The organism is Streptomyces sp. 3330 (assembly GCF_031456635.1).
Classification (GTDB): domain Bacteria; phylum Actinomycetota; class Actinomycetes; order Streptomycetales; family Streptomycetaceae; genus Streptomyces.
Genome location: NZ_JAVDVA010000015.1, coordinates 116,242 through 136,415, shown reverse-complemented (window position 1 = coordinate 136,415; position 20,174 = coordinate 116,242). Strand labels below are relative to the sequence as shown.

Genomic DNA, 20,174 nt, shown 5'->3' with positions numbered 1-20,174 from the left:
AACAGATGCGAGCGCAGCCTGCTACGTCTGAGGTGCGCAGGCCCGCAGCGCAACTTGTAGCATACGGGGGCAGCCGGGCGGGGTCAATGCGCGAAGGCGCACACCCGGGGCGGATCGCCGCATTCCCGGCACACAACCTTTCTCCTGAGGTCACGCAGGCCGCAGGAGGCCTCGTCGGTGACACCTCGGGTGGCACCGTCGGGCGGGTTGCACGGAAGAGTACGACGAGGGAGCCGATCATCCAAGAGCCTGAATCGTCCGAGCCGGCCTTCGAGCCGGAAGCCACCCGGCGTGACGCCGATGTCACCGAGAGCTCCCGGGCCAACCGGGGCTGGTGGGACCGCAACGCGGACGAATACCAGATCGAGCACGGCACCTTCCTCGGCGACGACCGCTTCGTGTGGGGTCCCGAGGGTCTGGACGAGGTGGAGGCGGAGCTGCTCGGCCCGCCGGAGGAGCTGAAGGGCAAGTCGGTCCTGGAGATCGGCGCCGGCGCGGCGCAGTGCTCGCGCTGGCTGACCGCCCAGGGCGCGCGTCCGGTCGCCCTGGACCTCTCGCACCGCCAGCTCCAGCACGCGCTGCGCATCGGCGGCTCGTTCCCGCTGGTGTGCGCCGACGCGGGCGCGCTGCCGTTCGCGGACGCCTCCTTCGACCTGGCCTGCTCGGCGTACGGGGCGCTGCCCTTCGTCGCCGACCCGGTGCTGGTCCTGAAGGAGGTGCGGCGGGTGCTGCGGCCCGGGGGGCGCTTCGTGTTCTCGGTGACGCATCCGATGCGCTGGGCGTTCCCGGACGAGCCGGGCCCGGAGGGGCTGACCGTGTCTTCCTCCTACTTCGACCGCACTCCCTATGTGGAGCAGGACGATCAGGGCCGCGCGGTGTACGTGGAGCACCACCGGACGGTGGGCGACCGGGTCCGCGACATCGTGGCGGGCGGTTTCCGGCTGGTGGACCTGGTCGAGCCGGAGTGGCCGGCGTGGAACTCCTCGGAGTGGGGCGGCTGGTCCCCGCTGCGCGGGAACCTGATCCCGGGGACGGCCGTGTTCGTCTGCGAGCGGGACTAGCGGGCCGCCGCCGGTTCCCTCCGCTCCGGCTTGCCTCCCGCTCGCTTCCTCCCCTCCGTCCCGCTTCCCTCCCGTTTCCCTCGTGCTCCGCTCCGTCCCTCCTCCCTTCACCCCGCGCGTCACGCGCACGCGCGGGGTGTCCGCACGCGTACGCGCGGACGGGTCGTTATCGGGGGCGTACGACACTAGGGGCGTGATCTCCCGTGACGACGCCCTGGACGCGCTGCCCGTGCGGGCCGCCCTGCCCGCCCTGAACGACGCTCTGGACGGACACGGCACGGCCGTCCTGGCGGCTCCGCCGGGCACGGGCAAGACGACGCTCGTGCCGCTCGCGCTGGCCGGGCTGCTGGGCGAGGGGCCGGCGCGCCGGGTGCTCGTGGCCGAGCCGCGGCGGATCGCGGCGCGGGCGGCGGCCCGGCGGATGGCGTGGCTGCTGGGTGAGGGGCCCGGGGAGAGCGTGGGCCATACCGTGCGCGGGGAGCGGGTCGTCGGGCGGCACACGCGCGTGGAGGTCGTCACGACCGGTGTGCTGCTCCAGCGTCTTCAGCGCGATCAGGAGCTGTCGGGCGTCGATGTGGTGATGCTGGACGAGTGCCACGAGCGGCACCTCGACGCGGACACCTCGGCCGCGTTCCTGTGGGACGTGCGCGAGACGCTGCGGCCGGAGCTGCGGCTGGTGGCGGCCTCGGCGACGACGGACACGGCCGGCTGGGCGCGGCTGCTGGGCGGGGCGCCGGTGGTGGAGGCCCAGGGTTCCGTCTTCGGTGTGGAGGTGGTCTGGGCGCCTCCGGCGCGGCCCGTGCGGCCGCCGCACGGGATGCGGGTGGACCCGGCGTTGCTGGCGCATGTCGCGGCGGTGGTGCGGCGGGCGCTGGCCGAGCGGTCGGGCGACGTGCTGTGCTTCCTGCCGGGGGTCGGGGAGATCGCGCGGGTCGCGGGGCTGCTCGGTGCGCCGGCCGGGGTGGACGTGCTCCAGGTGCACGGGCGGGCGCCGGCGGCCGTGCAGGACGCGGTGCTGGCTCCCGGGGAGCGGCGCCGGGTGGTGCTGGCGACCTCCGTGGCGGAGTCCTCGCTGACGGTGCCGGGGGTGCGGGTGGTCGTCGATTCGGGGCTGGCGCGGGAGCCGCGGGTGGACCACGCGCGCGGGCTGAGCGCGCTGGCGACGGTGCGCGCCTCGCAGGCGTCGGGCCGGCAGCGGGCGGGGCGGGCCGGGCGGGAGGCGCCGGGTGCGGTGTACCGGTGCTGGGCGGAGGCGGAGGACGCCCGTCTGCCGTCGTTCCCGGCCCCGGAGATCAGGGTGGCCGATCTGACGGCGTTCGCCCTTCAGGCGGCCTGCTGGGGCGATCCCGACGCTTCGGGGCTGGCGTTGCTGGATCCGCCGCCGGGTGGGGCGATGGCGGCGGCGAGGTCTTTGCTGGCGGCGATCGGGGCGGTGGACTCCGCGGGTCGCGCCACGGCGCGGGGCCTGCGGCTGGCCCGGCTGGGGCTGCATCCGCGGTTGGGTCGGGCTCTGCTGGACGGGGCCGCGTCGGTGGGTGTGGAGCGGGCCGTCGAGGTGGTGGCGCTGCTGAGCGAGGAGGCGCCGCGGGAGTACGGCGACGATCTCGCCGCCGTTCTGCGGTCCGCGCGGCGCGGGGGTGACGCCTACGGTGCGCGGTGGCGGACGGAGGTGCGCCGGCTGCGGGCCGTGGTCGAGGGCTCGGCCCCGGCCGGTCCCACCGCCGGGGAAGCCGGCGGCGGAGCAAGCGGTACTCGACGAAGCGGCGGAGGGGGCGGCACCGGCAGCGCCCGAGGGAGCGGGGGCGGAGGGAGCGCAGGCCGGACGGCCGGCGGGTCCGACGCCCTCGCCGGGCTCGTCGTCGCTCTCGCCTTCCCGGAGCGGCTCGCGAGGGCCGACGGGGGTTCGTATCTGATGGTGTCCGGTACCCGGGCCGAGGTCCGTGAGGGGACCGAGCTGCGGGGGGCGCCGTGGCTCGCCGTGGCCGTCGCCGACCGGCCGGTGGGGAAGGGACACGCGCGTGTGCAGCTGGCGGCGGTGGTGGACGAGGAGGTCGCCCGGTTCGCGGCGGGGGCGCTGCTCGACGAGCGGGACGAGGTGCACTGGGCCGACGGGGACGTCGTGGCGCGGCGGGTGGAGCGGTTGGGGGCCGTGGAGCTGGCGGTGCGTCCGCTCCGCGACGCCGACGCCGGGCTCGTGCGCGGTGCGCTGGTCGAGGGGCTGAGGAGGGACGGGCCGGGGTTGCTGCGGTGGTCGGCGGACGCGGACGTCCTGCGGCAGCGGCTGGCGTTCCTGCGGTGGCATCTGGGCGAGCCGTGGCCCGATGTGTCCGACGCGTCGCTGCACGCGCGGGTGGACGAGTGGCTGGAGCCGGAACTGAGCCGGGCCCGGCGGCGGAGCGATCTCGGGCGGATCGATGCCGGGGAGGCGCTCGGACGGCTGCTGCCGTGGGCGTCCGGGGAGGCGGCCCGGCTGGACGAGCTGGCGCCGGAGCGGATCACGGTGCCGAGCGGGTCAAGGATCCGGATCGACTACGCCGATCCGGAGCGGCCGGTCCTCGCGGTGAAGTTGCAGGAGATGTTCGGGCTCCAGGAGTCGCCGCGGGTCGCCGGGGTGCCGTTGCTGGTGCACCTGCTGTCTCCGGCCGGGCGGCCCGCCGCGGTCACGGCCGATCTCGCCTCGTTCTGGCGGGACGGCTACAAGGGGGTGCGGGCGGAGTTGCGCGGTCGGTATCCGAAGCATCCCTGGCCGGAGGATCCGGCCGGCGCCGAGCCGACCAGGTTCACCAATGCGCGGCTCAGGCGGTGACGGGCCGCGGTGCGGCGGGCTCGGCGGCGGGGGGTGCGTCGGGGCGGCGGGAGCGGGCCTCCAGGTAGAGGGAGAGGCACATCAGGAGGGCGCCGAGCAGGAGGAAGCCCCAGGGAAGGTGGGCGGTCAGCAGGAGGACCAGGGTGCGGTTGGACTTGACCACGGACACGGTGTGCTCGATGTAGTCCTCGCGCATCTTCACGTGTCCGGCGAAGGCGGTGACCTTGGCGCGGCCGCCGAGCAGGGTGCCGCCGCGGAGTTCCTCCCGGTGGATCTCCTCGCCGTAGACGGGCGCGCCGGTGACGGGTTCGACCCAGAACTTGCGGACCGTGGTGTACCAGCGGGTGGTGCCGGTCTCGGCGACGGTCTCCGGGGTGATGCCCGCGACCGGCATCGTCCTGGGCATGGCGACCTTGGTCCACGGGACGGTCTGTTCGAAGTAGTAGACCTCCAGGCCGCGGAAGGTCCGGGTGCCCCGGTAGTGGATGGGGGCCGTGGTGCGGGTCTGCGCGTCGAAGTACTCGTAGTCCCGCTTCTCGGTCAGGAACGGCCATTTGAACTCGATGCCCTCCCGGCGCACGGGGTCGCCGTCGACCATCTCGCCGGTGGCGTGGACGGGTTCCTGGGTGTGGGCGTCGAAGATGTACCGCTCGGGGACTCTGGAGACCATCTTGCCGTCGGGGCCCTGGACGTAGGACAGGCCGTCCCAGACGACGACGTCCCGGCCGGCCGTCCTCTCGATCTTCTCGGAGGCCTCCACGTCGCCTTTGAGGGTCTGCACGATGGTGATCTCGGGGACCGTGCGGGCGGTCATGGAGCCGTAGTCGAGGAGGGTGGCGTTCTTCGCCTCCAGGACCATGGTCTGGTATTCGTTCGCCGGGATCTTGGCGAGGCGGGGGAAGGCGTACCAGCGCAGCAGGGGGGACAGCGCCGCGAAGAACACGGCGAGGGCGAGCAGGATCAGGGCGGCCTTGCGGCGCATCTCGGCCTCCTTCGCGGGCGGCGCCGGCGGAGCGGGGCGGCTAGGGGTGTGCGGGGACCGTCGTCAGCAGGGGCTTCGGTGAGGTCGTGCCGGCCGGTGTGCCCAGCGCGGTGAGGGTGAGGACCAGGGCGAGCGCGACGGCGAGTCCGGTCGCGGCGGCGATCAGGGCACGCATACGGTCCTCCCGGAGCTGACGGGACGTCAGGTCGGGCACGGTAGCAACGGGCGGGCGAGATGAGAACACGTCGCACACGACGGCGGCGCCCCGGTGGAGACCGGGGCGCCGCGTCGTCGTGCAGAGGAGGCCGGAGCGGGGTTCGGGGCCGGGGCCCGCAGCGGCGGTTACGAGGCGGTGGCCGTCGTCCCCGACTCGCTGGGCGTGGGGCTGGGGGTCGAGGTCTCGGCGGCCGTGACGGTGAGTTCGACCGTCAGGGTCGCTCCGCCGGTGGTGGTGATGCGGAGCAGGTAGGTGCCCGCGGTGTCGTCCGCGTACAGCTTGGGCAGCTGGAGCAGACCGTTCGCGTCCGTCCGGAGGTCCAGGGTGCGGACGGGGTTGCCCGCGGCGTCCTTGAAGTAGGGGCCCTTGTCGTTCGCGGTCGGGTCGTCGGACGACTTGATCAGGGTGGCGGTCGCCGCGACCTTGTCCGCCACGGTGCCCTGGTAGGTGGCCTTCACCTCGACCTGGTCGGCGAACTCGCCGCCGGCGGCGCAGGTCAGCTCGGCGCTGCCGGTGCGGGCGAGGGTGTCGGCGGCGCGGGCGGTGACGGTGGCCTTGTAGTCGAGTGCGGAGAGCGTGCGGCCGAGGACCGTGGCCCGGACGATGAAGCCGCCGGTCTTCTCCCCCGCCTGGAGGGCGGGCGCCAGGGCCACGCCCTTGGCGTCGGTGACGATCGTGGCGACGTTCTCGCCGCCCGCGAAGGTGGCGTCGGTGTCGCCGACGACGGTGAACCGGATCCTGACCTTGGCGACGGCCTTGCCGGCCGCCGTCTCCGCGCGGGTGCTGACGCGCTCCGTGAACGCGTCGCCCGCCATCGCGGTGAGGCTCGCCGTGCCCGCGTCCTCGAGATGGCCGACCGTCTCGGTCGGCGTCGGGGTCGGCGTGGGCGTCGGGGTCGGCGTCGGGGTCGGGGTGGGCTTCGTGGGGGTGTTGGGCTTGTCGGGGGTCGAGGGCGTGCTGGGCGTGCTCGGCGTCGTGGGGACGGACGGCGAGGTGGGCGTGTAGCTCGTGCCGTCGTCGCTGCGGTTGTCCGGCACGGTGCCGGTGCCGTCGGGGATCTCGTGCGTTCCCTTGCGGTAGTACTCCAGCCACGACAGGACGGTGTTGAGGTAGTCCGTCGAGTTGTTGTAGCTGAGGATCGCGCTGCGCATGCCGGACGTGACCGACATGTCCCAGTCGTACCGGCACAGGTAGTGGCCGGCGGCGAGCGCGGCGTCGTAGATGTTGTTGGGGTCCTTCTTGCCGTCGGCGTTGCCGTCGCGGCCCGCCCACGCCCAGGTGGACGGGATGAACTGCATCGGGCCGACGGCGCGGTCGTAGGTGCTGTCGCCGTCGTACGCGCCGTTGTCGGTGTCGCTGATGTTCGCGAAACCGACGCCGTTGAGGACCGGGCCGAGGATCGGCGAGATGGTCGTGCCGTCCGCGGTCACACTGCCGCCGCGGGCCTGGCCGGACTCCACCTTGCCGATGGCGGCGAGGAGTTGCCAGGGCAGGTTGCAGCCGGGCTTGGACCGCGCCAGCTCCGCCTCGGCCTTCTTGTAGGCGTCCAGGACGGTCGCCGGGATGCCCGCCTCCGTGGTGCCGGTGGCGGCCGGGCCGGTGGAGGTGCTCTCGCTCGGCGCCGGGTTCGGGCTCTTCAGCGGCGGCAGGTCCGTGTAGTACGGCGAGTTGCCGGTGGCGCTGTCACCGATGCCGGTGCCGTTGTCGGCGGACGACGGGGTGTCGGCGGCGGTCTGTCTGCCGTGGCCGTCGGCCGTGACGTCCGGTGCCTGGGACGCGGCCAGAGCCGCCACCGCCAGTGCGGCCACGGTCGTGTTGACCGCTCCCTTGCGCAGCCTCGTGCCGAAATGCGCCGACATGAAGTGAAACCCTCCCGTGGACGCGGTACGTCCGTCTTCGCCTGCACCTGCCGTCGCGGCTGCTGCCCCTGTAGTGGCCGTCGCCGCTCCTGCCGCCGTCACCGGTGTGACGATCAACCCGCCCCGAGGGTTGCACTCATGGGCGGTTCGCCCTGCTCCGCTCTGCCGTTCGACGTGCCCGTGGGCACACCGACCCAGGCGACCCTACGACAACTTCTTTTGCACCGGCACCCGTTCGGGTGCCGATTTCACCAGCCCTCCATGTGCCGTCCGCCCGGAACCGCGCTCGGCATACTGGACGTCGTAGATCACCGGGCCGCCCGGCCCGTCGACATCCGTCTCCGGGAGCCGCGTTGCCGTTCACGCTGAGTCACGCGGCGGCCGTGCTGCCCGCCCTGCGCGCCGACGGCACCGGCCGCGGGCCGCTCGTCCCGGGCGCTCTGGTCGCCGGTTCCTTCGCTCCCGACATGACCTACTACGCGGCGAGTGTCCTGTCCGGGGCCATGGAGTTCGGCGACGTCACGCACTCCCTCCCCGGCGTCTTCACGGTGGACGTCGGCGTCGCCTGGGTGCTGGTGGGGCTCTGGCTGCTGGTGCGCGAGCCGCTGGTGGCGCTGCTGCCGCGGTCCCGGCAGGGCCGGACGGCCGCGCTGACCCGCTGCGGGGCGCCCCGCGCGCGGGTACGGCCGTCGACCGTCCTGTGGTGGTACGTCTCCGCGGTGCTCGGCGCGCTGACCCATGTGGTGTGGGACGCGTTCACCCACCTCGACCGCTGGGGCATGCGGCTGTTCCCCGTCCTCGGCGAGGACATCGCCGGCTCGCCGCTGTACTGGTACCTCCAGTACGGGGGTTCGGCGGTGGCGGCGGTCGTGCTCGCCGTGTGCGTCACGTACGCGCTGCGCCGGGCGCCGGCCGGGGAGCCGGCCGGGGTCGCGGTGCTGTCGGTGCGGGACCGCTGGTGTGCGGGTGCGGTGATCGGCGGGTGCGCACTGGTCGCGGCGGTGCGGCGGGCGACGCGGTGGTGGGAGTACTGGGGTGCGCGCGAGGCGAAGCCGTGGGAGCTGATCCCGACGCTGTGTTTCGGGGCGGGCGCGGGGCTGGTGGTGGGGGTGCTGCTGTACGCGGCCGGAGTACGGCTGTGGCGCCCGGCCCCGCCGACCCGCCCGGCCCGTCCGGCTCCTTCGGCCGTCCCGGCCGCCCCCGGTGCCCCTGCCGGGCAGCCGGAAGCGGGGACGGGGACGGACGGGGTCAGCGTGCGGCGGAGTCGTCCGGGCGTTCGGTGAAGGGGATCGCCGGCGCGACGTAGAGGGGGATGCGGCGGACCGAACGGGGTCCGCGGAGACGGCCGAGGACGCCGAGGGCCAGGCCCAGGTGACCGCGTACCGCCTCGGCCCACACGAGCCGCCGGCTGTCGTCCCGGGGGACGAACCCGGCGAGGAACCGGCTCAGGGCCCCCGGCAGAAGGCGGTGCAGCGAGCGGGACAGCAGGCCGGGCAGCGACCGGGGCCGCCACCGGCCGGGAGCCGGGCCGCGGAGCCGGGCGGCGGCCGCGCGCAGGGCCGGGCCGGGAGCCCACGGGATGCGGGGGACGGCCGCGCCGGGCGCGAGGGCGGGGCGGGGCCGCGTCCGGGAGGCCGCACGGGGCCAGGACCGCGGGCCCGCGGCCGACGTGGCGAGAACGCGTGCGTGGGCCTTCCGGCGGTGGAGCATGCGTATACCCATGGCGGCATCCTGGTGGCCCGGACCCGGCGGAGGCCTGTTCTCGGGGGCCACGCGGGTGAGGGCCCTTCGGGGGACGCACCGGCGGTGACCGGGCTCCGCGCGGGCGGCGCCGGAGCCCCGCCGACTTCCCCGGCAGCGGCTCGCACGGCACCGGCTCGCACGGGACGCGCGAAGGGCCCCGCCGCTGCCGGCGGAGCCCCTTGCCTCCTGCTGTTGCGGTCGCGGCGGGCCGCTCCCGCGCCGCTGCCTAGTGCGCCGCCGACTCCCAGTCCGCGCCCACGCCGACCGACACGTCCAGCGGGGCCCGCAGCCGGACGGCGCCCGCCATCTCGCGGCGGACCAACTCCTCGACGGCCGCGCGCTCGCCGGGGGCGATCTCCAGGACGATTTCGTCGTGGACCTGGAGCAGCATCCGCGACTTCAGCTCCGCCGCGCGCAGCGCCGCGTCCACCTGGAGCATGGCGATCTTGACGATGTCCGCCGCCGTGCCCTGGATCGGCGCGTTGAGGGCCATCCGCTCGGCCGCCTCACGGCGCTGACGGTTGTCGCTGTTGAGGTCGGGCAGATAGCGGCGGCGGCCGAAGAGCGTCGCCGTGTAGCCGGTCGCCCGCGCCTCGTCGACCGCGCGGCGCAGGTAGTCCCGGACGCCACCGAAGCGCTCGAAGTAGGCGTCCATCAGGCCACGGGCCTCGCCCGCGTCGATGTTCAGCTGCTGGGACAGACCGAACGCCGACAGGCCGTACGCCAGGCCGTAGGACATCGCCTTGATCTTGCGCCGCATCTCCGCGTCCACCGCGCCGGGCTCGACGCCGAACACCTGGGAGGCGGCCGTGGTGTGCAGGTCCTCGCCGGAGGTGAACGCCTCGATGAGGCCGGCGTCCTCCGACAGGTGGGCCATCACGCGGAGCTCGATCTGGCTGTAGTCGGCGGTCATGAGGGACTCGAAGCCCTCGCCGACGACGAAGCCGCGGCGGATCGCCCGGCCCTCGTCGGTGCGGACGGGGATGTTCTGGAGGTTCGGGTCCGTGGACGACAGGCGGCCGGTCGCGGCGACCGTCTGGTTGAACGTGGTGTGGATGCGGCCGTCCCCGGCGATCGTCTTGATCAGGCCCTCGACGGTGACCCGCAGCTTCGCCTGCTCGCGGTGGCGCAGCATGATGACCGGCAGCTCGTTGTCCGTCTGCCCCGCCAGCCAGGCCAGCGCGTCGGCGTCGGTGGTGTAGCCGGTCTTGGTCTTCTTCGTCTTCGGCAGGCCCAGTTCGCCGAAGAGGACCTCCTGGAGCTGCTTGGGCGAGCCCAGGTTGAACTCGTGTCCGGCCGCCGCGTGCGCCTCCTTCACGGCCTGCTGGACGGCGCCCGCGAACATCTGCTCCATGGCCTCCAGGTGGGCGCGGTCGGCGGCGATGCCGTGCCGCTCCAGGCGGGCCAGGAGGGCGGAGGTCGGCAGCTCCATGTCGCGCAGCAGGTCGGCCGCGCCGACCTCCTCCAGCCGGCCGCGGAACGCCTCGCCGAGGTCGACGATCGTGCGGGCCTGCACCATGAGGGCCTCGGCCTCGGCGCCGTCGTCCGCGCCGAAGGCGAGCTGGCCGTCGGCCGCGGCGGCAGGGGCCAGCTCACGGCCCAGGTACTCCAGGGAGAGCGCGTCCAGGTCGAAGGAGCGGCGGCCCGGCTTGACCAGGTACGCGGCGAGCGCCGTGTCCATCCCGACGCCGGCGACGGACCAGCCGTGCTCGGCGAAGACCCGCATGGCGCCCTTGGCGTTGTGCAGGACCTTGGGGCGGTCCTCGGCGGCGATCCAGGCCGCCCACGCGTTCTCGTCGGCCTCGTCGAGCTCCGCCGGGTCGAACCAGGCGGCCGCTCCCCCGGCCGCGGCGAGCGCGACCTCGGCGACCGAGCCGGCGCCCAGCGCCCAGGCGTCGACCGTCGCGACGCCGAGGGTGTCGGCGCCGTGCTCCGCCAGCCAGCCGGCCAGCTCGCCGGTGCCCAGGACCGTGCCGTCCAGCTCCACCCCGCCGGTGATCACCGGCGTCGCCTCGGCCTCCTCGCCGCCCGGGTCGACGGCGAACAGCCGCTCGCGCAGGGACGGGTTCCTGATCTCCAGGGTGTCCAGGATCATCGCGACGGCCGTGCGGTCGTACGGGGCGCGCTCCAGGTCGACGACCGTCTTCGGCAGCTCGACCGTGCGGACCATCTCGGTGAGGCGGCGGTTGAGCTTGACGGCCTCCAGGTGGTCGCGCAGGTTCTGCCCGGCCTTGCCCTTGACCTCCTCGACGCGTTCGACGAGCTCCGCGAACGAACCGAACTGGTTGATCCACTTCGCGGCCGTCTTCTCGCCGACTCCGGGGATGCCCGGCAGGTTGTCGGACGGGTCGCCGCGCAGCGCCGCGAAGTCGGGGTACTGGGCGGGCGTCAACCCGTACTTCTCGACGACCTTCTCGGGGGTGAACCGGGTCAGCTCCGAGACGCCCTTCGTCGGATAGAGCACGGTGGTGTGCTCGGACACCAGCTGGAAGGAGTCACGGTCGCCGGTGACGATCAGCACCTCGAAGCCCTCGGCCTCGGCCCGGGTGGCGAGCGTGGCGATCACGTCGTCCGCCTCGAAGCCGTCCACGGCGAACCGGGACACGTGCATCGCGTCGAGCAGCTCGCCGATCAGCTCGACCTGGCCCTTGAACTCGTCCGGTGTCTTGGAACGGTTCGCCTTGTACTCGGTGAACTCCTCGGAACGCCAGGTCTTGCGCGACACGTCGAACGCGACCGCGAAGTGCGTGGGCGCCTCGTCACGCAGGGTGTTGGCCAGCATCGACGCGAAACCGTAGATCGCGTTCGTCGGCTGGCCCGTCGCGGTGGTGAAGTTCTCCGCGGGCAGCGCGAAGAACGCGCGGTAGGCCAGCGAGTGCCCGTCCATGAGCATCAGGCGGGGCCGGCTGGCGGGGGTGTCGGTCTTCTTCGCTGCTGTCTCTGCCACGCCCCCGATCCTGCCACGCCCCACTGACACTCGGTCCCGGCCGCCACGGCTCGGGGGCCCCGGCGGTCGGCCGTCGGCCGCAAACTGTGCTCCCGCCCGGCGACCGGCCCGCGGGTGAACGGTGCGGGCGCCTCGTGCGAGGATCGAGGAGGTGTGTGGCACAGGCGAGAAGGAGAGCGCGCGATGGCAACGAAGCCGCCCAAGGCCGATCCGGTCCAGGACGCTCCCCAGGTCACCGAGCCCCAGCACGTGGCGGCGGGTCTGCCGGCCGTCGGGCACTCCCTGCGGATGGCCCAGCAGCAGATGGGGGTCAAGCGCACCGCGCTGACCCTGTTGCGCGTCAACCAGAAGGACGGCTTCGACTGCCCCGGCTGCGCCTGGCCCGAACCCGAGCACCGGCACGCCGCCGAGTTCTGTGAGAACGGCGCGAAGGCGGTCGCCGAGGAGGCGACCCTGCGCCGGGTCACGCCCGAGTTCTTCGCCGCGCACCCCGTCGCCGACCTGGCCGGGCGCAGCGGCTACTGGCTCGGTCAGCAGGGCCGCCTCACGCACCCCATGTACCTGCCCGAGGGCGCGGAGCGCTACGAGCCGGTGACCTGGGAGCGCGCCTTCGACATCATCGCGGAGGAGACCGCCGCCCTCGCCTCCCCCGACGAGGCCGTCTTCTACACCTCGGGCCGCACCAGCAACGAGGCCGCGTTCCTCTACCAGCTCTTCGCCCGCGAACTGGGCACGAACAACCTCCCGGACTGCTCCAACATGTGCCACGAGTCGTCCGGCTCGGCCCTGTCGGAGACCATCGGCGTCGGCAAGGGCAGCGTCCTGCTCGAGGATCTCTACCGGGCCGACCTGATCATCGTCGCGGGGCAGAACCCGGGCACGAACCACCCGCGCATGCTGTCCGCGCTGGAGAAGGCCAAGGCGGGCGGCGCGAAGATCATCAGCGTCAATCCGCTGCCCGAGGCCGGCCTGGAGCGCTTCAAGAACCCGCAGACCCCGAAGGGACTGACCGCGGGCGCCTCCCTCACCGACCTGTTCCTCCAGATCCGCATCGGCGGCGACCAGGCCCTCTTCCGTCTCCTCAACAAGCTCGTCCTCGGCACCGACGGCGCGCTCGACGAGGCGTTCATCGCCGAACACACCCACGGTTTCGAGGAGTTCGCCGACGCGGCGCGCGCCGCCGACTGGGACGAGACGCTCACCGCGACCGGCCTCACGCGCGCGGAGATCGAGGAGACCCTGCGCATGGTGCTCGCCTCCGAGCGCACCATCGTCTGCTGGGCCATGGGCCTCACCCAGCACAAGCACTCCGTGCCGACGATCCGCGAGGTCGTCAACTTCCTTCTGCTGCGCGGCAACATCGGGCGTCCGGGCGCGGGCGTCTGCCCGGTGCGCGGCCACTCGAACGTGCAGGGCGACCGCACCATGGGCATCTTCGAACGGCCCGCGCCGGCCTTCCTGGACGCCCTGGAGAAGGAGTTCGGCTTCGCACCCCCGCGCGAGCACGGCTTCGACGTGGTCCGCGCCATCCGCGCCCTGCGCGACGGCGAGGCGAAGCTGTTCTTCGCGATGGGCGGCAACTTCGTCTCCGCCTCCCCGGACACCGAGGTCACCGAGGCGGCCATGCGGCGCGCCCGGCTGACCGTGCACGTGTCGACGAAGCTCAACCGCTCGCACGTGGTGACCGGCGCGCGGGCCCTGATCCTGCCCACGCTCGGCCGCACCGAGCGCGACCTCCAGGGCGGCGGCGAGCAGTTCGTGACCGTGGAGGACTCCATGGGCATGGTGCACGCCTCACGGGGCCGCCTCGCGCCCGCGAGCGCGCACCTGCTGTCCGAGCCCGCCATCGTGTGCCGCCTCGCGCGCCGCGTGCTCGGCGAGGACAGCAGGGTGCCGTGGGAGGAGTTCGAGAAGGACTACGCGACGATCCGTGACCGCATCGCGCGTGTGATCCCCGGCTTCGACGACTTCAACGCGCGCGTGGCCCGCCCCGAGGGCTTCACCCTCCCGCACGCCCCGCGCGACGAGCGCCGCTTCCCCACCCCGACCGGCAAGGCCAACTTCACCGCGGCCCCCGTCGAGTACCCCCAACTGCCCGAGGGCCGGCTGCTGCTGCAGACGCTGCGCTCGCACGACCAGTACAACACCACGATCTACGGCCTCGACGACCGCTACCGGGGCATCAAGAACGGCCGCCGGGTCGTCCTGGTCAACGCCGAGGACGCACGCACGCTGGGGCTCGCCGAGGGCTCGTACGTGGACCTGGTGAGCGAATGGCGCGACGGCGTGGAGCGGCGGGCGCCCGGCTTCCGGGTCGTGCTCTACCCGACCAGCCGGGGCTGCGCCGCCGCGTACTACCCGGAGACCAACGTCCTGGTCCCGCTGGACGCCACCGCCGACACCAGCAACACCCCGGCCAGCAAGTCCGTCATCGTGCGTCTGGAACAATCGGCCACCGACTGAGCGTTTGCTTAAGTCACGCTGGACTGTGATCGACGAACGGAGCCGGGCCCCATGGGCGAGCAGCAGCACGTGAAGTTCCCGCAAGAGGTCATCGACGAGTACGCCGCCCTCGGCATCGACCTACTGGCCCTGTTCTCCGCCGGGCACCTCGGCACCCGCATGGGCGTGGAGATCGTCGAGGCCTCCGCCGACCGGGTCGTCGGCACCATGCCGGTCGAGGGCAACACCCAGCCCTACGGCCTGCTGCACGGCGGCGCCTCCGCGGTCCTCGCCGAGACCCTCGGCTCGGTCGGCTCCATGCTGCACGGCGGCAGCACCAAGATCGCCGTCGGCGTCGACCTGAACTGCACCCACCACCGCGGGGTCCGCTCCGGCCTGGTCACCGGCGTCGCCACGCCCGTGCACCAGGGGCGCTCCACGGCGACGTACGAGATCGTGATCAGCGACCAGGACGGACGGCGCGTGTGCACCGCGCGGCTCACCTGTCTGCTGCGGGACGTACGGGCCGGCGACGGCGCGCAGGTGCGCGCCGCGGACTGACGGCGCCCCGCTCCAGGGGCTCACGCGTGCGTGCCCGTTGCCCACCGCCACCACGGCGGCCTAGCGTCGGGACATGACCACGGCAGGAGCCCCCCGGGCGGGGGCGGCGGGGCGGCCGCAGGGACCGGCGCGGGCTTCGGTCCGGTCGGCGGCCCTGCTGGCGGCCCTGCTGGCGACCGGCTGCGGAGCCTCCGGGAGCGCCGGCGCCGGCGGCAGCCCGCCACCGCCCCCGTCCACCGCCTCACCCGCCTCACCCGCCTCACCCGAGGAACTGTGCACCCGCATCGTCGCCCACTGGTCGCGCGAGGTCCTGGACAGCACCGCCTACGGGGACTACCAGTCGATGGGGCTGTCCAACGGTCAGTACGAGATCCTGCGGACCGTCGTGGACGCCGCGCGGGCCGTGAAGAAGCGTCAAGGGACTGCAGCCGCAGACGAGTTGATAGACCGTGAGGCGGCCGGGGGCTGCGCGGACCGGTACCGCTCGGGCGGCCCGACCGAGGGGCCCTGGCAGTGAGCGGCGTGGGCCCCGTGGAGCCCGGCGACGGCACCCACGCCTGGGAGACCCCCGACACCGGCCGCGCCCCAGGAGCCGACCGCCCCGCCACCGCCCCGACTCCCGCCGCCCGCCTGCTCCGCCGGCTCGTCCCCCGCCGCGCGTCCCACCGCCGGGCCGCGTCGGCCGCCCTCGCCGCAGGACTCCTCCTCACGGGCGGCGGCTACCTCTGCGCCACCCGACCCCCGGACGCCCAACCGGCTGTCCCCGCACCGCCGTTCCCGTCCCAGGTGGTGGACGTCAGCTACCTCGGCGAGGTCGCCGTACCGCCCGGCGGCCGACCGCGCACCTTCGCCTTCGAGCTGCTGCTCGGCGTGGAGTCCGGCCCGCCGGTCACCGTGACGCGCCTCGCCCAGCCCTACAGCGGGCTTTCCCTGACCTCGGAGCCCCCGGCACCCTTCGGAACAAAAGCGGGTTCCGCGCGCAAGGTCGTCATCACCATGCAGGTAACGGAATGCGGAAAAGTGCCGAAGAACGTCGGACTTCCTTTCGTGGACGTAACTCTACGTAATGCGCGCGCAATACAAGTCCACAGTTTCATCCTCGGCACGCGGTATGCGCACGACCTCTCCGAAGCCCTACAAGTCGCCTGTAGCAACGAATCAAGTCATCAGCAAAACGCCCGAGACACCTGAACGTACCCGGGTTCGTCCTGCACGTTCTCAACATGCGGACAGGGCGAATCGGCCTGAATTCAGCTGTTCCACCCACCAAGTACCGCTCTGCATTACCTCGTGTCATAACAAGAGCGTCACAGCATCGGTCAGACCCTCCTCCCCGTCAGCTTCACCCGCTTAGAGTCACGCCCAGTCACCGCGCGGCTGGAATACCCCTTCGGCGCAGCGCTCGACTCGGCTTCTTCCAGGGGGGAGGGCCGCCCAGGGAAAGGACTGGAACGTGCGTCAACGTTCGCTCATCGCCATTACCGCCGCGCTGTCCGCGGGAGCACTCACCCTCACCGCCTGCGGCTCGCGCGACAGCGACGACAAGGGCTCCGACAGCGGCGGCACCACCGTCACCATCGGTATCGACGCCCCGCTGACCGGCGACCTGTCCGCGCTGGGCCTCGGCATCAAGAACTCCGTCGACCTCGCCGCCAAGACGGCCAACAAGCAGAAGTACGTCGACGGCGTCACCTTCAAGATCGAGGCGCTCGACGACCAGGCCCAGCCGTCCTCCGGCCAGCAGAACGCCACCAAGCTCGTCGCCGACAAATCCGTCCTCGGCGTGGTCGGCCCGCTGAACTCCTCCGTCGCCGAGTCGATGCAGAAGGTCTTCGACGACGCCAAGCTCGTCGAGGTCTCCCCGGCCAACACCAACCCGGCGCTCACCCAGGGCACCGACTGGGCGACCTCGAAGAAGCGCGTCTACAAGTCGTACTTCCGCACCGCGACCACGGACGCCATCCAGGGCCCGTTCGCCGCGCAGTACCTGATCAACGACGCCAAGAAGAAGAAGGTCTTCGTCATCGACGACAAGAAGACCTACGGCGCCGGCCTCGCCGGAACCTTCACCGAGGAGTTCAAGAAGCTCGGCGGCACCGTGGCGGGCACCGAGCACATCAACCCGGACAGCAAGGACTTCTCGGCCATCGCCACGAAGGTCAAGAACTCCGGCGCCGACGTCGTCTACTACGGCGGCGAGTACCCGCAGGCCGGCCCCCTGAGCAAGCAGATCAAGGCCGCCGGCGCCAAGATCCCCGTGGTCGGCGGTGACGGCATCTACAGCGCCGACTTCATCAAGCTCGCCGGCGCCTCCGCCACCGGCGACCTGGCCACCTCGGTCGGCGCCCCCGTCGAGGAGCTGGCCTCCGCCAAGGAGTTCGTGGCCAACTACAAGACCGAGGGCTACAAGGAGGCCTACGAGGCCTACGGCGGCTACTCCTACGACTCGGCCTGGGCGATCATCGAGGCCGTGAAGAAGGTCGTCGACGACAACGACGGCAAGCTTCCCGACGACGCCCGCGCCAAGGTCACCGCCGCCATGCAGAACGTCTCCTTCGACGGTGTGACCGGCAAGGTCTCCTTCGACGAGTTCGGTGACGCCACCAACAAGCAGCTCACCGTCTACGCCGTCGAGAACGGCGCCTGGAAGCCGGTGAAGTCCGGCACCTACACCGGCTGACCCACCCGCATCACACGAGCCGCGCGGGGCGCTGTTCCACTGGCGCCCCGCGCGGACTCACATCCGGACACATCCGTCGAAAACATCCGAACGTCTCGGAGGACATGCGGTGAACGAACTGCCGCAGCAGCTGGTCAACGGCCTGCTACTGGGATCCATGTACGGGCTGGTCGCCATTGGCTACACAATGGTCTACGGCATCGTCCAGCTCATCAACTTCGCCCACGGCGAGATCTTCATGACGGGCGCATTCGGGGCTCTCTCCGTCTACCTCTGGGTACTGCCGAACGGCACGACCATGTGGATAGCCCTGCCGCTCATGCTCATCGGCGCCATCCTGGTCGCCGTCCTCGTCGCCATCGGAGCGGAACGCTTCGCCTACCGCCCCCTGCGCGGCGCACCCCGCCTCGCCCCCCTCATCACCGCCATCGGCCTGTCCCTGGCCCTCCAGCAGGCGGTCTGGGCCTGGTACCCCGAGGCCACCTCGGCCCGCACCTTCCCCCAGATCGAGGGCGGCCCCTTCCACATCGGCGACGTCACGATCCAGACCGGTGACATCTTCCTCCTCGCCGCCGCCCCCATCAGCATGGCCGTCCTCGCCTACTTCGTCATGAAGACCCGCACCGGACGCGGCATGCAGGCCACGGCGCAGGACCCGGACACCGCCAAGCTCATGGGCGTCAACACCGACCGCATCATCGTGATCGCCTTCGCCCTCGGCGCCGTCTTCGCCGCCGTCGGCGGCGTCGCCTACGGCCTGAAGTACGGCCAGATCGACTACCGCATGGGCTTCATCCTCGGCCTCAAGGCCTTCACCGCGGCCGTCCTCGGCGGCATCGGCAACATCTACGGCGCCATGATCGGCGGCGTCGTCCTCGGCATCGCCGAAACCCTGGCCACCGCCTACATCGCCGACATCCCCGGCATGGACAAGTTCGGCAGCCAGTCCTGGGCAGACGTCTGGGCCTTCGTACTTCTCATCCTCGTACTGCTGTTCAGGCCGCAGGGCCTGCTCGGCGAGCGCGTCGCGGACAGGGCGTGACACCGATGACCACACAGACCACCGCACCCGAGACCCCGAGCACCCCCGCCTCCGGGCCGGCCACCGGCCTCATCGGCATCCCGCCGCACCTCGGCCGTGCCCTCGCCACCGGCGGCGGCGCCCTCACCGTCGTCTCCACCTTCCTCGCCTGGACGTGGACCTCCGCCTTCCCCGGCGACCTCACCGTCTACGGCTACCCCGGCGGCCTCCAGGTCCTCGCCCTCATCGGCGGCGCCCTCACCACCCTCTTCGGCCTCTCGTCCTACGGCGTCAAGGGCCTGCGCTGGCTCACCCCGGCCGGCGGCGACGGCGCCATCAAGTTCGCCGCACTCGCCGCCTTCGCCACCGTCTGGTACACGGTCATCGCGATCACCGTCGACCTCGGCGGCGTCGTCAACCTCGAGCCCGGCGGCTACATCGCCGCCCTCGCGGCCCTCACCGCCTTCCTCGGCGCCCTCGCCCTCCCCTTCGAGCGCCCCGAACCCGAACCCCACGACCCCGACGACACCGGCTGGGAGCTCGTCCGCCACCGCCTCCGCGCCGGCCGCGACACCACCAAGGCAGCCTTCGCCGGCGGCACCGCCCGCCCCGTCGGAACCCTGCCCTCCTACGCCGAGATCCTGATCATCGTCGGTATCCTCGGCCTCGGCCTCACCGTCTTCACCTACGGCATCGGCACCGAGTACGACGAACTCTTCATCGGCTTCCTGATCACCGCCGCCTTCGGCTTCGCCGCACTGAACAAGTCCGGCCTCGTCGCCCAGGCCAGCCAGATCACCGCCCGGCACCAGAACATCACCATCTGCGGCGCCTTCGTCGCCGCCGCGATGTTCCCCTTCACCCAGACCGACGACCAGTACGCCACCGTCGGCGTCTACATCCTCATCTTCGGCACCGTCGCCCTCGGCCTCAACATCGTCGTCGGCCTCGCCGGACTGCTCGACCTCGGCTACGTCGCCTTCCTCGGCGTCGGCGCCTACGCCGCCGCCATGGTCTCCGGCTCCCCGAGCTCGCCCTTCGACGTGCACTTCCCGTTCTGGGCCGCCGTCCTCGTCGGCGCCGCAGCCTCCCTCGTCTTCGGCGTCCTCATCGGCGCCCCGACCCTGCGACTGCGCGGCGACTACCTCGCCATCGTCACCCTCGGCTTCGGCGAGATCTTCCGCATCACCGCCAACAACCTCGACGGCACCTCTGGCCCCGACATCACCAACGGCTCCAACGGCATCTCCTCCATCCCGAACCTCAACATCCTCGGGTTCGACTTCGGAGCCGAGCACGCCATCGCCGGATTCACCATCGGCCGGTTCGCCAACTACTTCTTCCTGATGCTCGTCATCACCGCCATCGTCGTCCTCGTCTTCCGGCGCAGCGGCGACTCCCGTATCGGCCGCGCCTGGGTCGCCATCCGCGAGGACGAGACCGCCGCCCTGGCCATGGGCATCAACGGCTTCCGCGTCAAGCTCATCGCCTTCGCCGTCGGCGCCTCCCTCGCCGGACTCGCCGGTACCGTCCAGGCCCACGTCACCTACACGGTGACCCCCGAGCAGTACCTCTTCGCCGGTCCCATCCCGCCCAACTCCGCCTTCCTCCTCGCCGCCGTCGTCCTCGGCGGCATGGGCACCATCAGCGGACCCCTCATCGGCGCGGCACTGCTCTTCCTCATCCCCAACAAGCTCCAGTTCCTCGGCGACTACCAGCTCTTCGCCTTCGGTCTCGCCCTCATCCTGCTGATGCGCTTCCGCCCGGAGGGCCTCATCCCCAACAGGCGCCGCCAGCTCGAATTCCACGAGGACGCGGAAGCTCCCACCGTCCTGACCAAGGCAGGGGCCTGACC

The 20,174-nt window shown here is 72.4% G+C and carries 15 protein-coding genes; 10 read left to right on the top strand and 5 right to left on the bottom strand.

All coding sequences use genetic code 11. The annotated features are described in order from the left end of the window. Positions 1-239: 239 nt before the first annotated feature. Together J2X68_RS24625 and J2X68_RS24620 are read left to right on the top strand one after the other, a co-directional pair. Positions 240-1,061, top strand: coding sequence for a class I SAM-dependent methyltransferase (locus J2X68_RS24625; RefSeq protein WP_399040759.1), 822 nt, complete (start codon positions 240-242; stop codon positions 1,059-1,061). A gap of 196 nt (positions 1,062-1,257) precedes the next feature. Further along, positions 1,258-3,867 carry an ATP-dependent helicase C-terminal domain-containing protein gene (locus J2X68_RS24620; RefSeq protein WP_310434815.1) on the top strand — a complete coding sequence of 870 codons (2,610 nt, stop codon included), beginning with the start codon at positions 1,258-1,260 and terminating at the stop codon, positions 3,865-3,867. On the opposite strand, the gene J2X68_RS24615 is transcribed toward J2X68_RS24620, so the two are convergent. The 3 genes from J2X68_RS24615 to J2X68_RS24605 all read right to left on the bottom strand — a co-directional run bounded on the left by J2X68_RS24615 (position 3,857) and on the right by J2X68_RS24605 (position 6,925). Continuing rightward, positions 3,857-4,849: a DUF3068 domain-containing protein gene (locus J2X68_RS24615; protein ID WP_310434740.1), complete on the bottom strand. Its 993-nt coding sequence runs from the start codon at positions 4,847-4,849 to the stop codon at positions 3,857-3,859. The two genes, J2X68_RS24620 and J2X68_RS24615, sit on opposite strands and share 11 nt — an antisense overlap. Before the next feature lie 40 nt (positions 4,850-4,889). Then, a complete protein-coding gene (locus tag J2X68_RS24610) occupies positions 4,890-5,024 on the bottom strand; it encodes an SPW_0924 family protein (RefSeq protein WP_310434739.1) in 135 nt (44 codons plus the stop codon). A 167-nt stretch (positions 5,025-5,191) separates the two neighbouring features. After that, positions 5,192-6,925 (bottom strand): lytic murein transglycosylase, encoded by a 1,734-nt coding sequence (locus J2X68_RS24605; protein WP_310434738.1) that lies wholly within the window; start codon positions 6,923-6,925, stop codon positions 5,192-5,194. Positions 6,926-7,278: 353 nt separating this feature from the next. On the opposite strand from J2X68_RS24605, the gene J2X68_RS24600 reads away from it, so the two are divergent. After that, the gene (locus tag J2X68_RS24600) at positions 7,279-8,208 is read left to right on the top strand and encodes a DUF4184 family protein (RefSeq protein ID WP_310434737.1); all 930 of its coding nucleotides are present in this window, start codon (positions 7,279-7,281) and stop codon (positions 8,206-8,208) included. On the opposite strand, the gene J2X68_RS24595 is transcribed toward J2X68_RS24600, so the two are convergent. Together J2X68_RS24595 and polA are read right to left on the bottom strand one after the other, a co-directional pair. Continuing rightward, positions 8,174-8,647: a hypothetical protein gene (locus J2X68_RS24595; protein ID WP_310434736.1), complete on the bottom strand. Its 474-nt coding sequence runs from the start codon at positions 8,645-8,647 to the stop codon at positions 8,174-8,176. The genes J2X68_RS24600 and J2X68_RS24595 overlap by 35 nt on opposite strands. Before the next feature lie 247 nt (positions 8,648-8,894). Then, a complete protein-coding gene (polA, locus tag J2X68_RS24590; RefSeq protein WP_310434735.1) occupies positions 8,895-11,615 on the bottom strand; it encodes a DNA polymerase I in 2,721 nt (906 codons plus the stop codon). A 183-nt stretch (positions 11,616-11,798) separates the two neighbouring features. Between polA and J2X68_RS24585 the strand changes: the two genes are divergently transcribed. The 7 genes from J2X68_RS24585 (at position 11,799) to J2X68_RS24555 (ending at position 20,172) form a co-directional block, all read left to right on the top strand. Next, positions 11,799-14,078, top strand: a complete 2,280-nt coding sequence (locus J2X68_RS24585) for an FdhF/YdeP family oxidoreductase (RefSeq protein ID WP_310434734.1) — start codon at positions 11,799-11,801, stop codon at positions 14,076-14,078. A gap of 51 nt (positions 14,079-14,129) precedes the next feature. After that, positions 14,130-14,618: a hotdog fold thioesterase gene (locus J2X68_RS24580; protein ID WP_310434733.1), complete on the top strand. Its 489-nt coding sequence runs from the start codon at positions 14,130-14,132 to the stop codon at positions 14,616-14,618. A gap of 73 nt (positions 14,619-14,691) precedes the next feature. After that, on the top strand, positions 14,692-15,135 hold the full coding sequence (locus J2X68_RS24575) for a hypothetical protein (RefSeq protein WP_310434732.1): 444 nt from the start codon (positions 14,692-14,694) through the stop codon (positions 15,133-15,135). Continuing rightward, positions 15,132-15,809 (top strand): Tat pathway signal sequence domain protein, encoded by a 678-nt coding sequence (locus J2X68_RS24570; RefSeq protein ID WP_310434731.1) that lies wholly within the window; start codon positions 15,132-15,134, stop codon positions 15,807-15,809. Before J2X68_RS24575 ends, J2X68_RS24570 begins: the two co-directional genes overlap by 4 nt. Positions 15,810-16,071: 262 nt before the next feature. After that, positions 16,072-17,298 carry a branched-chain amino acid ABC transporter substrate-binding protein gene (locus J2X68_RS24565; RefSeq protein ID WP_310434730.1) on the top strand — a complete coding sequence of 409 codons (1,227 nt, stop codon included), beginning with the start codon at positions 16,072-16,074 and terminating at the stop codon, positions 17,296-17,298. Positions 17,299-17,407: 109 nt separating this feature from the next. Then, positions 17,408-18,340, top strand: coding sequence for a branched-chain amino acid ABC transporter permease (locus J2X68_RS24560; protein ID WP_310434729.1), 933 nt, complete (start codon positions 17,408-17,410; stop codon positions 18,338-18,340). A 5-nt stretch (positions 18,341-18,345) separates the two neighbouring features. After that, entirely contained in the window at positions 18,346-20,172 is a 1,827-nt protein-coding gene (locus J2X68_RS24555) for a branched-chain amino acid ABC transporter permease (protein WP_310434728.1), read from the top strand. The last annotated feature ends 2 nt before the right edge of the window (positions 20,173-20,174 follow it).

What these genes read in the sequence shown, in the direction of transcription:
- J2X68_RS24615 (WP_310434740.1), bottom strand. Translation starts at nt 4,849, where the DNA reads ATGCGCCGCAAGGCCGCCCTGATCCTGCTCGCCCTCGCCGTGTTCTTC.
- J2X68_RS24610 (WP_310434739.1), bottom strand. Translation starts at nt 5,024, where the DNA reads ATGCGTGCCCTGATCGCCGCCGCGACCGGACTCGCCGTCGCGCTCGCC.
- J2X68_RS24605 (WP_310434738.1), bottom strand. Translation starts at nt 6,925, where the DNA reads ATGTCGGCGCATTTCGGCACGAGGCTGCGCAAGGGAGCGGTCAACACG.
- J2X68_RS24595 (WP_310434736.1), bottom strand. Translation starts at nt 8,647, where the DNA reads ATGGGTATACGCATGCTCCACCGCCGGAAGGCCCACGCACGCGTTCTC.
- J2X68_RS24585 (WP_310434734.1), top strand. Translation starts at nt 11,799, where the DNA reads ATGGCAACGAAGCCGCCCAAGGCCGATCCGGTCCAGGACGCTCCCCAG.
- J2X68_RS24580 (WP_310434733.1), top strand. Translation starts at nt 14,130, where the DNA reads ATGGGCGAGCAGCAGCACGTGAAGTTCCCGCAAGAGGTCATCGACGAG.
- J2X68_RS24575 (WP_310434732.1), top strand. Translation starts at nt 14,692, where the DNA reads ATGACCACGGCAGGAGCCCCCCGGGCGGGGGCGGCGGGGCGGCCGCAG.
- J2X68_RS24555 (WP_310434728.1), top strand. Translation starts at nt 18,346, where the DNA reads ATGACCACACAGACCACCGCACCCGAGACCCCGAGCACCCCCGCCTCC.